This is a genomic window from Psychrobacillus sp. AK 1817 (assembly GCF_008807035.1).
In the GTDB taxonomy this organism is placed as follows: Bacteria; Bacillota; Bacilli; order Bacillales_A; family Planococcaceae; genus Psychrobacillus; species Psychrobacillus faecigallinarum.
Window position 1 is genome coordinate 2,087,271 of record NZ_CP031739.1, and the last position, 13,215, is coordinate 2,100,485.

At 36.6% G+C, this 13,215-nt stretch carries 10 protein-coding genes and 1 other RNA gene; 6 read left to right on the forward strand and 5 right to left on the reverse strand.

Annotated features, from left to right (window positions below):
- Positions 1 to 357 precede the first annotated feature (357 nt).
- On the reverse strand, positions 358 to 1,164 hold the full coding sequence (locus tag D0S48_RS10340) for a 3D domain-containing protein (protein ID WP_144538499.1): 807 nt from the start codon (positions 1,162 to 1,164) through the stop codon (positions 358 to 360).
- Between the two features lie 330 nt (positions 1,165 to 1,494).
- Positions 1,495 to 1,690: non-coding RNA, 6S RNA (gene ssrS, locus D0S48_RS10345), on the reverse strand.
- A 131-nt stretch (positions 1,691 to 1,821) separates the two neighbouring features.
- Here ssrS and D0S48_RS10350 point away from each other — a divergent pair.
- Complete coding sequence (locus tag D0S48_RS10350; protein WP_144538498.1) at positions 1,822 to 2,625, forward strand: S1C family serine protease; 804 nt, start codon at positions 1,822 to 1,824, stop codon at positions 2,623 to 2,625.
- A gap of 254 nt (positions 2,626 to 2,879) precedes the next feature.
- Here D0S48_RS10350 and D0S48_RS10355 read toward each other — a convergent pair whose 3' ends face one another.
- Positions 2,880 to 3,638, reverse strand: coding sequence for a hypothetical protein (locus D0S48_RS10355; protein ID WP_144538497.1), 759 nt, complete (start codon positions 3,636 to 3,638; stop codon positions 2,880 to 2,882).
- Positions 3,638 to 7,477 carry an AAA domain-containing protein gene (locus D0S48_RS10360; RefSeq protein ID WP_151111538.1) on the reverse strand — a complete coding sequence of 1,280 codons (3,840 nt, stop codon included), beginning with the start codon at positions 7,475 to 7,477 and terminating at the stop codon, positions 3,638 to 3,640. Before D0S48_RS10360 ends, D0S48_RS10355 begins: the two co-directional genes overlap by 1 nt.
- 448 nt (positions 7,478 to 7,925) lie before the next feature.
- Between D0S48_RS10360 and D0S48_RS10365 the strand changes: the two genes are divergently transcribed.
- Together D0S48_RS10365 and D0S48_RS10370 are read left to right on the forward strand one after the other, a co-directional pair.
- Entirely contained in the window at positions 7,926 to 8,258 is a 333-nt protein-coding gene (locus D0S48_RS10365) for a DUF485 domain-containing protein (protein ID WP_144538589.1), read from the forward strand.
- Between the two features lie 2 nt (positions 8,259 to 8,260).
- Positions 8,261 to 9,784, forward strand: coding sequence for a solute symporter family protein (locus D0S48_RS10370; RefSeq protein WP_144538588.1), 1,524 nt, complete (start codon positions 8,261 to 8,263; stop codon positions 9,782 to 9,784).
- A 43-nt stretch (positions 9,785 to 9,827) separates the two neighbouring features.
- On the opposite strand, the gene D0S48_RS10375 is transcribed toward D0S48_RS10370, so the two are convergent.
- Entirely contained in the window at positions 9,828 to 10,376 is a 549-nt protein-coding gene (locus tag D0S48_RS10375) for a YhcN/YlaJ family sporulation lipoprotein (protein WP_144538495.1), read from the reverse strand.
- A 245-nt stretch (positions 10,377 to 10,621) separates the two neighbouring features.
- Between D0S48_RS10375 and D0S48_RS10380 the strand changes: the two genes are divergently transcribed.
- From D0S48_RS10380 to D0S48_RS10390, 3 genes are all read left to right on the forward strand, one after another.
- The gene (locus D0S48_RS10380; protein ID WP_151111539.1) at positions 10,622 to 11,791 is read left to right on the forward strand and encodes a M20 family metallopeptidase; all 1,170 of its coding nucleotides are present in this window, start codon (positions 10,622 to 10,624) and stop codon (positions 11,789 to 11,791) included.
- Between the two features lie 211 nt (positions 11,792 to 12,002).
- Complete coding sequence (locus tag D0S48_RS10385) at positions 12,003 to 12,614, forward strand: TerD family protein (protein WP_144538493.1); 612 nt, start codon at positions 12,003 to 12,005, stop codon at positions 12,612 to 12,614.
- 16 nt (positions 12,615 to 12,630) lie between these two features.
- On the forward strand, positions 12,631 to 13,206 hold the full coding sequence (locus D0S48_RS10390) for a TerD family protein (protein ID WP_151111541.1): 576 nt from the start codon (positions 12,631 to 12,633) through the stop codon (positions 13,204 to 13,206).
- The last annotated feature ends 9 nt before the right edge of the window (positions 13,207 to 13,215 follow it).

Below are 13,215 nucleotides of genomic sequence, written 5' to 3' on the forward strand. Positions count from 1 at the left end.
TTTTTCTATGTATTATTAAGAATAAGATGCTATTTTTGTAAAATAAATTTACGCAAAAAAATAGCCCCACTTCTTCAACAGTGGGGCCCGATTTCACTTATGGAAACCAGATGAGAAAAACGAAGGGAGATCTTCTTCAGTGATTAACTGTTTCTCATATCGGTATTATACACCTCTAGGTGAATTTTTAAACCGCTAGTTATTTACATAGAAACCAAAATATTAAAGATAAAAAAATATTGAGATTTTCAATGTAAAAATTATGAATGATATAACGATTTTTTCATTAGTGACTGCCTATAACATCCATTTTTTTGTCCAAAACGACTATAGGCCTTTTTATTAATCAGAAAAGTTTTATTTTAATATTTTTACTGTAACTGTCTTGCGTCCCCAATTAATAGCATCTTCATAGGAAGGCATATATATATCAATTGTATTTCCTTTAATAGCTCCACCAGTGTCCCCAGCAATAGCCTCTCCATAGCCTTCAACCCAAACTTTTGAACCTAAAGGAATAACAGAAGGATCAACTGAAATAACCTTTTGATTTGGATTGGCATTTAAATCGATTCCAGTGGAAGTAATTCCGGAACACCCTTTACAGGAAGCAGTATATGCAGTAGAAGTTACTGTTATCTCTTTTTCAGAGGTTGACGCCACTGGTTTACTTGAACTAGTAGACGTTGAAGCCACTGGTTTACTTGAACTAGTAGAGGTTGAAGCCGCTGGTTTACTTGAATTAGTAGTGTTTGAGTTGCTGCTTGCAGGACTTTGAGCTGCACTTACCTGTGATTGTACTTTGCCTGCACTAACAACTAACTTGTCTCCAGGATATATTAAATCGTCTATTAGCTGGTTACTAGTCATTAGTTCAGTCACACTCATCTCATGTTTGCTGGCAATTCCAGAGATAGTGTCCCCTGAAACAACTGTATAAGTATCAGTGGATTCCCCTAATTTTAATTGTTGAGCTGGGTATATAAGTGTTGTATCGAGATCGTTCCATGCTTGTAAATTTTCCACACTAACATTATTATCTTGTGAAATGGACCAAAGTGTATCGCCTTTTTCTACCGTATGGACACTTGATGCAAAAGCTTGTCCTGCTGTCCCTACTGATAGTGCTGCTATAGCTGTTAGTGCTACAATGTGTTTTTTCATAAAATGAATTTCCTCCTTTTCACTAACGACTCCTAGCATAACACTTAAAGATGTCAAAGCTATTTCAGAATAGTGTTAAAGAGATAATAAATACATGACAGAACCCAAAGGAGTATTACAAATGGTTCCTTACATGAAATCTTTCTAAAAATTTCTAAAAATTATTTTATAAAGAAAAGCGCAAGCGCCTATGTCTGCCCCGACAAGCAAATGGGGTTATGCCATATGATTTATGAGAAAATCCTAAAAAACATTTCTATACAAAAAAGCACCTTCCCTTAAAAGGGAAGATGCTTGGCTAGAAAGTTTTATTGAAACTATACTTTAATGGTAAAAGCCGCCTTTGCCGTATCTTATATGAAAGTTTTAAACCACCACTCCTCAAAGTGGGTGTTCGCAGAAACCTTCTATGCATGTCTTCATTGTCTAAAAAGAGAACGAAGCTTGTCATTCCGGCTCTATATAAAACTCCCTGTTACAGCATAAAGGTTAAAACTTAATATTCATACGAACAATGCAGCTTATAGTCATATAATAAACCCCTTTTGCCTTAATTTCAAGTGAAATAATTTCTAGTCTTGCCAATTAAGTAAATGTGCTTAGTTAACATTTATGTATAATGGTAATACATACTTGGTTGCGAGGAAGTGAATAAAGATGCCTTATAGTCGCAAAAGAGAAGAATGGGAAGAGGACATAGATGATGAGGAATTGCAGCGCTTGGTTTTAGAAGCTCAAGCCGAAGCTCTTCAAAAGGCTGCGAGAGAAAAAAATAATCCAACTCGAAAGCGTCCTTTTCCAAAATGGATCTTTTACGTAATGGCTGCTGTATTATTCGTGAATACTTTTGGTCTTATTTTTCAAATATACTCCATTCCTGCAATTGAATTTTTAAAAACATCTGCGCGCCTTTCAGCTCAAGATGAAGTTTCGGCAGATAAAAAGGCTGTTGTAGTTGTTTTAACAGATGACAGTAAAGGTACTGGTTTTTCTGTTTCAAGTGAGGGAAAAATTATTACAAATAATCATGTAGTAGAAGGAAATAAAAATGTGACAGTTGGCTTCCCTGAGGCAGGCCGTTTTAAAGCAGAAGTTATCCAAACTTTCCCTGAAATCGATTTAGCAGTTTTACAAATCCCTGACGAAGTTGGTCTTCCATATTTAGACTTGGCAGATAGTATGTCGGCTAAGAAAGACGATCATATTACATTCATTGGAAACCCTCTTCGATTTACAAGTATTGCAAATGAAGGAACGCTTATTGAACCTTATCAATTAGTTGACTGGGAAGTGCCGGTCATGATGATGAAGGCACCAGTTTATAGAGGTAATAGCGGAAGTCCTGTATTCAATGAAAATGGCCTAGTAATTGGTGTAGTTTTTGCTACATTAAATCACGAGGAGCATGGAAAAGTCGGACTTTTTATACCTATAGATGAGTATTACAAGGTAACTAAATAAAGTGAAAAAATATTTTTATGTGAGTTAATCTCGCAAATCCCTTACCATAGGCAAACGACGCGAATGCGACGATGATGGCTTATCGCTCACCACGCGGAAGAAGGTGTCCACCTAAAGTGGAAATCGATTATACTTTATTCATTGTAAATATATAGATACCATTATTCACTTTTCTATTGTTCGTTTTTACATAAATAGAAATTATGAAATTGATTCAAAAAGAGAAGCCCACCACATAAGGTGAGCTTCTCTCTTTAGTTCAAATATTTTTTTCTCCAGTTCAATCGTTCTTTTTCATTTAACTGTTCTTCTAGAACTTCATCCCACCGATCCGTAAGCGTGTTCCATACTCTTGCAAAGAATAGGTCATCACTTTCGTTATAAACGATGTATTCTAAGCATGGGATGTCATCAATATACAATTCAGAAGATGTAATAATTTCGGAAATGATAATCAGCGGAGCGTCTCCTTCTGTCACTTCAACTTTAGATTCTTCAACCGCTTCTAATAACAACCTATCTTCTAATAGTAATTTCTTTTTTTCTTCTTTCGCATATCTATATACTTCAAGCAGCTCCTCGCCCTCAGAAGCAGGCTTAATTTCTCCTTTTAAAAAAGCTTCGTGGCTAGGACTATACAGGATATTTTGTGTGCCAGGTTCCTGCTCTTCTTCAAAGATCCCCTGTTCCAGCTGCTGGATTCCCTTGCTCGTTAAAGTAATAGAATCCTCTTCCTTCTCTATCAAACCTGATTTCTTCATGACATCTATTAAATCATCGATGAATAAATTCTCTACAAGTAATAGCTCACTAAGCTGCATAGAAGATGTGATATCTGTCTTTTGAAAGGAAATCAGCATTATTTTCATCAGGACATCCATCTTCGTACGCTTAATACGTTTGTACTCAACCTCAATTGTATGAATTGGAACACACCATAGAAAAGATTCCATTATTTTTAGTTTTGAATTCTGTTGAATTTCCTGCTTTAAACGATTTTGTAATGATTGCATCATTTAACTCCTACTCGGCTCCCTTGATCGATCATTTCAGGATTACGGAAGCCTTCCTTCTCTTTTACAATTCTTTTCAGACGGCCGTACATTTCTCTAGAGCTTTTTTGTTTAGCCCGTTTCGTGAACATTTCTACACTACCTACTAGGATTAACAGCTCTCTAGCCCTTGATAAAGCTACATTTAGTCGTCGGTAATCGTTGGCGAACCCGATATCTCCACTCTTATCTTGGTTGTTTCGTACCATACTCAATATGATGACGTCCATTTCCATTCCTTGAAATTTATCGACTGTTCCTGTTCTAAAATTTAAATGCTTTAAGTTCAATTCCTGTTGGATGAGACGATCAATTCTTTTTACCTGTTCCCCATAAAAACTAATGACTCCAATGCTTTTCTTTTCATGTTGCTCCATTTTTCCCTCTTGCTTAGCGGTTTCTGTTGCTTTATTCAAATCAATAAGAATTTTTCTAATGGAATCGAGCTCCGCCTGATTGAAGCGACTCTTACCGTTTTTCATACGTTCTTCAAAGTATCGCTTCTCATTAGGCATGTCCACCCAAAGAAGATGGTCTTTTCTTTTAACTATATTTGAATCCAGCAAATGATCGCGCATTGCATCTGAATCAGATAGACCGCATTGTAATCGGTAATTTTCTTCTTCATAGAATGGAGTAATAGTTTCCATAATACTCTCATGCATTCGATATTGAATGGCAAGCATGGTTTTATTGCTTTTAGGCAGGTTTTTGAACAATCGTTCGAATAGAGACTCCTTCAACAGCTTTTTCAATTCCTCTTTTTCTTCCAAGCTGTCACTCTCTTCCAAAATAGCCTGAAGAGTCTCATCCAATGTATCCTCCCCAACAAGTGGTGGTAGCTGATGATGGTCGCCAACTAGAATAATCTTCTTGCCCTTGAGCATAGGCAGTAGCAATTCCGGCGGGGTCGCTTTCGAAACCTCGTCAATAATCACTACATCGAAGGTTGGGTAGTTTTCCATGAATTCCTTACGTGCCGAAGCTACACAAGTTGTACCAATTACATTTGCATGACGGACATATAATTTACGGATTTCCTCTAAATCATGGTCATTCGCATCCTGTAGCAAGGAGTACCATTCGGCTTGAAGAGCTTGTGTAACCGGCAGACTATCCAATTGCTGTTTAAGCTTTCCTGCCTCTTGGACTAGTTCTACCATCTTTTCTTTAGATTTTTTTAAAGCCGTTTCTGGATTTTGTAGAATAATTTCATCCAAAGCCTTTAAATGTCTTTCTTGCTCCAAGCCCTGTGCATTCACTTTCTTGCTTTCTAATTCTTTTTCTTGGAGAATTGTTTCCTTCTCTATAACTTGAGTGTTTATGTTCTCCCAGTCACTCTTTTTATGAACGAGTTGTTCCATATAGGATGAAATCTTTTCAAATGTACTGGTAAGTATTTCTCGCTTCTTCTCCATGTCTGATAAGCTAGAACTCAATATGGCTAACATTGGAATATTTTCATACATCTCTATATCTTTATAAGTTTGTTGAATTTTTTGTTCTAACATTGCAAGACGATTCTTTTGAGTTGATCCCATATCGATTAATGTATTTGTCTGTTTTTGTAGAATGATTAATGCATTGTCCAATTCGCTACCTACTTGTGTTTTAATAGCTTGATACTTAGAAATAGAATTGTTTTTTGAAAATTGTACATTTGCTTGCTGCTTCAATACGTATTTTTCTCGAACGTACAAGCCCTCAAGTAAAATAGCTAATTTTTCAGTAGTAAGCTCATCCTCATCTGATGTCATAATATGCTTCAGTCGGTTCATAAATTGATGAATCTCTTTCACTGTATAGGTTGAATCAAATACGACTCCACTTCTTCCCATATTATTTTTTACATTTTCAACAGGGAACTTATACTTTCTTAACAGTTTTTCGATAAACTCGATTGCTGATCGCAATCGAGCATATAAATCTTGCCAATCCGCAGAAGATTTAATATTCTCAATCAACACATCTAGTTCTTCTATCTGTCGTTTTACAAGAGATGAAGGTGTAATTTCACAAAGCTCTATTCTCTCTTTCAATTCATCAACCTTACGAATTGTCTCAATTTCTTTCCTAAAAGTTTCTAAAGCCCCCAATTTCTTATGGAGCAGGTGATATTGTTCTCTCGTTTCTTCTATTTCTTTTTGTGTTCTCTGTAAGGAATCCATTGTCTCTTTAAACAAGATTTTTTCATGTGCATTTTCTATTTCTTTTGTCAGCTGACCTATTAGCTCAGTTACCTCTTGGGCAGTTGGATTTTCTTCTACGAATTTATCCATTTTTTCTATTTCTTCAGCCAGCTGTTCCGAGCGAGTACGAAGAGGTAGCAAGGAAGCCTCTATTTCTTCTCGTTCCTTTTTTAACAATACCAATGCTTTTTTTAGCTTTCTTATTTCATTATTATGTTCATCGTGCTTAGCCTGTGCTATGACTTTTCTTTCGATAGCTTCCTCTAAGCGTAGTTGCTCTTCTTTAATACTTTTCTCTTCTGAATAAATGTCGGCTAGTTGTTGCTTTAGAGTTTCCTCTTTAGAAGCTTGTTTCTCTAGTTCAGCCTTCAGTGTGGCTAGCGTTTGCTCTTTCCAATACTGGCCAACATTTTCTTCTATAAATCTTTTCCCTTCCTCTTCTATACTTTCCGTTCGGCCAAAACGCAAGATACGTATCTCTTTATTGGAAAGCAGTCTACTCAGAGCATTGTCTACTGCTAAGTTGGACTGTGATGCTACAAGTGTGCGAAGCCCTGCTTTAGCATTTTGCTGACATATTTCGGAGATAACTGTTGTTTTACCCGTCCCTGGAGGACCTTGTATCACGTAAAGATCCTCTGCTGACATTGCCCCAACAACTGCTTCCTGTTGAAACTCATTTAGGCGGTTATGAAATTCAAGTTCCTTTTGTTTATTTGTAATCCTAATAGTAGGGCGGTCCTCAAACAGAATTTTTTCAAGATTAGCATTTGCTGCCAAACCATTTTGCAGGTCTTCAAAACCCTTTCGCAGTCTACGTATTTGACTTAAAGTCGCAAAATTACTAAAGACCACTTCCTTGATCTTAGGGTGTAAACTATTTTTTCTTGCCATTTCTCTATATTTCGGTCTTAGCTCTATCTCAATTATATTCTTGCCACGGTCTGCCTTTAGAACATCACCTATATCATTTTGATAACCTTTAAAGCTAATACTTAGACCTTTTATTTTGTTCCATTCGTCCCCATTCACTTCACTGCCCATTAAAGAAACTCTACTAAAGTCTTCATTAAACTGAATTCTAGAAAAACTAGCAGTAATATCGGCAATATCGGCGTTTCGTTCCTGTATTTTTAAATAGCCTTCCCAGCTCGAGATCCGCTTTTTAACATATTCGGAGCGTTCTTCTGCCACAGGCAGCTCCCTTATTCTTGTATGTAGTTGTATAGGGAGTCCTGCACCATTATTTTTTCCGGTGACAAATGTAAGGCTTACCGGTAGTCTTCTATTCGTTTGGATAGGAACTCGAGCACCTCTTAAATGGAATCCAGTCGCCAAAAAACCATTATTCTGTAGCACACAGTCCATTACAGCTACTTTTCCACCAAGTTTTTCTGTAAGTGCGACATTCTCTATGTTGTCAAAATATAATGTAATAGATATATTTCCTTGATTATTAACTGGACGTTTCTCAATATAAACACGAAACTCTCTTTGTATATTAAAAAAGTCATGTTCATCAGTTGACCATTCCTGGATTCCTTTGCGAGCATTATTCGTTATCATCAGGTTGCAGCGCATTGTTTTTTCTAGGGTTGAAGCATTACTCATGAACAGACCTCCTTGGTTATTTTTTTAGTCCAACTTATATATGTTAGCATTTTTTAAGGAAATCTTAAATTATCATTTACCAATTTAATTTGGTGATATTTAGAAATAAACATTTTAGTAAAAAATTATTTTAAATAAATCCTTCTCAAAAATACCGCTATGCCCAATAACCTGAGGTTCAATCCTTTCCAAGGAAAGGTGGAATTAATAAACTAATTTTAGAGCAACAATTAAATTTAAAGCTTTAAATATTATATAAATATATTTTTAGAAAAATGTAAATTTTGTGAATTTTTTATTGATATTTAGATTATTTTTCCCTATCATTAAATATACAGTTTTCTAACTTAATATTCGGAAAACTAATAAAGTTATAGGAGGAAGGAAAATGCCAAAGAAAGCTGGAAGTGTATTAGACCCTGCTAGTCCTCAAAAAAACTCTAAAAAAATGAAGAAAAGTGGAACTGAGCCACCACTTTACAACTATGAAGCTATCGCACAAAGCCCGGATTTTAAAGCTTTAAAAAAGAAAAAAAGAAACTTTATTATTCCTATCGCCGCTTTCTTTCTGCTATTTTATATTTCTTTACCCATTCTGACTTCTTATACAACGATATTGAATAAGCCAGCCATTGGAGATATTACATGGGTTTGGGTGTTTGCCCTCGCTCAGTTCATAATGACTTGGGCTTTATGTATGATTTACGTGAGCAAAGCTAATGGATTTGATAAAGATGCTGAAGCAATAATTGAGAAAGAAAAGGCTGGTGACTATGTATGAATATGAGTGGAGTTGGTCTAATATTTTTTGTAGGAATTGTAGCTTTAACCTTATTTGTAACATATATTGCCTCCAAAAGAACAAACTCTGCAAGTGAATTTTACACAGCAGGTGGAGGATTGACTGGCTGGCAAAACGGTATAGCCATTGCTGGAGATTACCTCTCCGCTGCATCGTTTCTTGGGATCGCTGGTGCTATTGCTCTCTTTGGATTTGACGGTTTCTTCTACAGTATAGGTTACTTAGTAGCATACTTAGTAGTTCTTTATATTGTTGCCGAGCCACTTCGAAACCTTGGACGCTACACGCTTGCAGATATGATTACAGCACGCTTCAACCAAAAGAAAGTTCGAGGGGCCGCAGCGATAAGTACAATTACGATTGTTTTGTTTTATATGATTGCACAGCTTGTTGGTGCAGGGGCACTTATACAATTATTACTAGGCATTGACTATTGGGTTGCTGTATTAATCGTAGGTACTATGATGACAATCTATGTTCTTTGGGGTGGAATGGCAGCTACGAGTTGGGTACAAATTATCAAAGCAGTTCTGTTAATGATTGGGACGGTTGTCATTTCATTTTTAGTATTATTGGAGTTCAACTTTAATATATTTGGAATGTTCACCGAAATGAAAACGGTTACAGCGCAAGGTGAAAATTACTTAAATCCTGGTGTCAAATATACGAATGGCTTGGATACCATTTCTATGATGATTGCTTTAGTTTTAGGTACTGCTGGCTTGCCGCATATCCTTATGCGCTTCTTCACTGTAAAAGATGCTAAGACAGCTCGCTCTTCTGTTGTATATGCCACTTGGATTGTAGGTATCTTCTATGTGCTTACTATTTTCTTAGGCTTCGGGGCTGCGTATTTTGTAGGTGCTAGTGACATTATGGCAGCAAACTCGGCAGGAAACATGGCAGCGCCATTACTAGCAAAAGCACTTGGCGGAGACTTTCTCATGTCCTTCGTGTCTGCAGTAGCCTTCGCAACCATTCTTGCTGTTGTAGCAGGCCTTGTTTTGTCAGGGGCATCTGCATTTGCTCATGATATTTATGGACAAATTATCAAAAAAGGTAAAGCAACAGAAAAAGAGCAAATGAAAGCCGCTCGTCTTGCATCTGTTGGAGTTTCTGTACTTTCTATTATACTAGCTTTAGGTGCGCAGACGATGAACGTAGCATTTCTAGTTTCTCTTGCTTTCTGTATTGCGGCGAGTGCTAATTTACCTGTTATCATCTACACCATCTATTGGAAAAAATTTAACACTACTGGTGCTATGACTGCGATTATTACAGGTCTGGTAACTGCTTTAGTATTAGTTTCTTTGAGTCCAAACCTATGGGGAACAGACGGCACACATCTTTTCCATGGCACTGCTCTTTTCTCATTGACTAACCCCGCAATTATTTCAGTACCAGCCGGCTTTTTAGGTGGATTTGTAGGTGCCTTGATTGGTGCCAGGGCAGATCAGAAAAAATATGCCGAGGTGGATGTCAAAGCAAATATTGGTTTAAAATAATGAAAAGGCGAAGAGATAAAACTCTTCGCCTTTCTTTATTGTCTTAACGTGCGTCAGGAAATATACGATCAACTGTATCACGGAATTCATCAAAGAACCCTTCTACTGGTTCACCTTCTCTGATCTTTGTTCCGTACTCTTCCATTTTACCAACAAAATCAGGATCTAAAGAAACGTATACGTTTTCAAAGGTTAAATTACCTTTACCTTCTTTGGCTTTATCAGAAATACGAGTTTTTATATCCTCGCTCTCTTTCACTCCGTCCTTTAGCCTTACTGCAACATACGCATTTGTGTCCGTCACTAATACGTGAGCCGCATCCACTTCATCCAGTTCCGCAACTTTTGCTGCCACATCATCTGCTACATCAACTTTTTGGTCACCATTAGTGGAAACATCTTTTCCTTTTTCATCTCCAATATCTCCGTCATTACCAGTGTCAACAGTTGCATTTGGATCCATATTCTCATCTTTGTTTGTATCTGTTGTCGTTGTATCGGTTGTTGTGTCATCCTTCTTATCATCATTTCCACAGGCTGTTAGAAAACCGATTATAAGAATAGCAATTAATATTTTCATTTTTTTAATCATTTTATTTTCTCCTTTTCAATAAATTATTACAGTTGTATGATGTGAATTAATCTACACAATATACACCCAAACAAAAAATAGATTATTTAAATAATTTAAAATATACAAGTTATAATCTGTTATAATTTTTAGAGATGAAGAATTCTAACCTTTTCTAAACTGATAATATAGTTAAAAATTTTCTTTTAGCAGCGTTATTACTTATCTATTTACTATGCAAAAAAAAATATAAAAGAGGTGTTGTTATGAATACTGTTCTATTGGAAAGCTTAGAAGCTAGCTACGACGACATGGTAACGATTAGAAGGTATTTACATATGCATCCTGAGGTATCCTTTCAAGAAGTACAAACTGCTAAATATATTCAAGAATTTTATTTACAGCTTGGTATACCTTTCGATGCCAATATCGGTGGAAATGGTGTCGTGGCAAGAGTTAAAGGCTCAAAGACTGGAAAGACTATTGCTCTACGGGCCGACTTTGACGCTCTACCTATTCAAGATGAAAAGGATGTTCCATACAAATCTACCGTTCCAGGTGTAATGCATGCCTGTGGTCATGATGGACACACTGCTGCTTTACTTATACTTGCCCGTACACTCAATGAGATAAAGGAAGAACTTAGCGGAGAATATGTATTTATACATCAACATGCGGAGGAATATGCTCCAGGTGGAGCGAAGCCAATGATTGAGGCTGGTTGTTTAAAAAATGTAGATGTGATTTTTGGTACACATTTGTGGTCTCAAACACCTCTTGGTACGGTCGCCTACCGTTCTGGTCCTATCATGGCTGCAGCTGATCGTTTTATCATTAAAATTCAAGGTCGCGGTGGTCACGGTGCTAATCCGCATGATACGAAAGACGCCATCCTAGTTGCTTCTCAGCTAGTAGTAAATTTACAGCAAATAGTCTCTAGAAGAGTTAATCCCACGGAGTCTGCTGTCCTTTCTGTCGGCTCATTTGTGGCCGACAATGCATTTAACATTATAGCCGATTCCGTAAAATTGAGTGGGACCATAAGAACATTTACACCTATTGTAAGAGACTTAATGGAAAATGAGTTACGACGTGTGTTGGAAGGCACTTGTATGACAGCTGACTGCACTTATACGCTCACATACGAAAGAGGTTACCCTCCAGTTATTAACCATAAAGAAGAAACAGAATATCTTTCCTTAATAGCTAGACAGATTCCTGATGTTAAAGAAGTAGTAGAATCTGATCTTTTAATGATTGGCGAAGATTATGGATACTACCTTGAACAGATCCCAGGAACATTTTTCTTTACTGGAGCGATGCCTAATGGAGATGTATATCCTCATCATAGTCCAAAGTTTGACTTTAACGAGAAGGCGATGCTAACAGCAGCTAAAACTTTGGGGCTAGCAGCTATTAGCTACCAGGAACAATAAATGTAAGTAAAAAACTTTGCCTAAAGCAAAGTTTTTTTAAATAAATTTTTAGCAGATCAGCTCAATAGTTTTAAAATTTCCAATTTTCGATACAACACGTTAAAATATAAAAGAATGGGTAATGTTAAAAACATTACCATTTAATGAAACTTTTCCAACGTTAATTACGTAAAATTAATTAAATTCAGAAATTAGGGAGGTTTGTTTATTAATGGCTATTAATCTAGTAAAGGGACAAAAGATCGACCTTACTAAAGGAAGATCTTCCTTAAAGAGTGTAATGGTAGGACTCGGCTGGGATCCTGTCAGTCAAAAGAGTGGTGGGTTTTTAGGAGGTCTTTTTGGTGGAGGTTCTAGTGGTGCTGCAATAGACTGCGATGCTTCTGTTCTGCTTTTAAATGAAAATAATAAGCTCTCGTCTAAACAACAATTAATATATTTCGGAAACAAAAGTTCTAATAATGGAAGCGTCGTACATACCGGTGACAACCGTACCGGAGCTGGGGATGGAGACGATGAAATTATCAACGTAAACCTTAAAACGGTTCCAAGTTCCGTTCATAAGCTATTGTTTGTCGTTAATATTTATCAAGCAAAACAACGTAAACAAGACTTTGGCTTGATTAAAAATGCATTTATTCGTTTAGTAGACAATGATACAAAACAAGAATTGGTGCACTATAATCTATCAGACAATTATTCTGGAAAAACTTCACTTTTCCTAGGTGAACTGTATCGCGCTGGAGAAGAGTGGAAATTCTCTGCAATTGGAGAAGGAACAACCGACTCTGATATTACATCTATTGCAAACAAATATTTTTAAGGAGTGTTAAATAAATATGGCTATTAATTTATCAAAAGGACAAAAGGTAGACTTAACCAAAACTAATCCAGGCTTAACAAATATTATTGTTGGACTAGGATGGGATACTAACAAATATGACGGTCGCAACGATTTCGACTTAGACTCATCCGTCTTCCTATTAAACGGTAGTGGAAAATGCAACTCTGAAGCTGATTTTATTTTTTATAATAATACTTCAGGTAGTAATGGGGCAGTAGTTCATACTGGAGATAATCGAACTGGTGAAGGCGACGGCGATGACGAGCAAGTTAACATTGAACTGACAAAGGTCTCAAGCTCAATTGAAAAAATTGCATTTAGCATTACTATTCATGATGCAGACTCTAGAGGACAAAATTTTGGTCAAGTAAATAATTCATATGTACGAATTGTCAATGCGGACACTCAGGAAGAACTTATCCGTTACGACCTGGGAGAAGATTTCTCTATTGAAACAGCTGTCGTTGTAGGTGAATTATATCGCCACAATAACGAATGGAAATTTAATGCAATTGGAAGCGGCTATCAAGGAGGGTTAGGAGCTTTAGTTTCTGACTTTGGCTTAAACTAGTTAAATCTT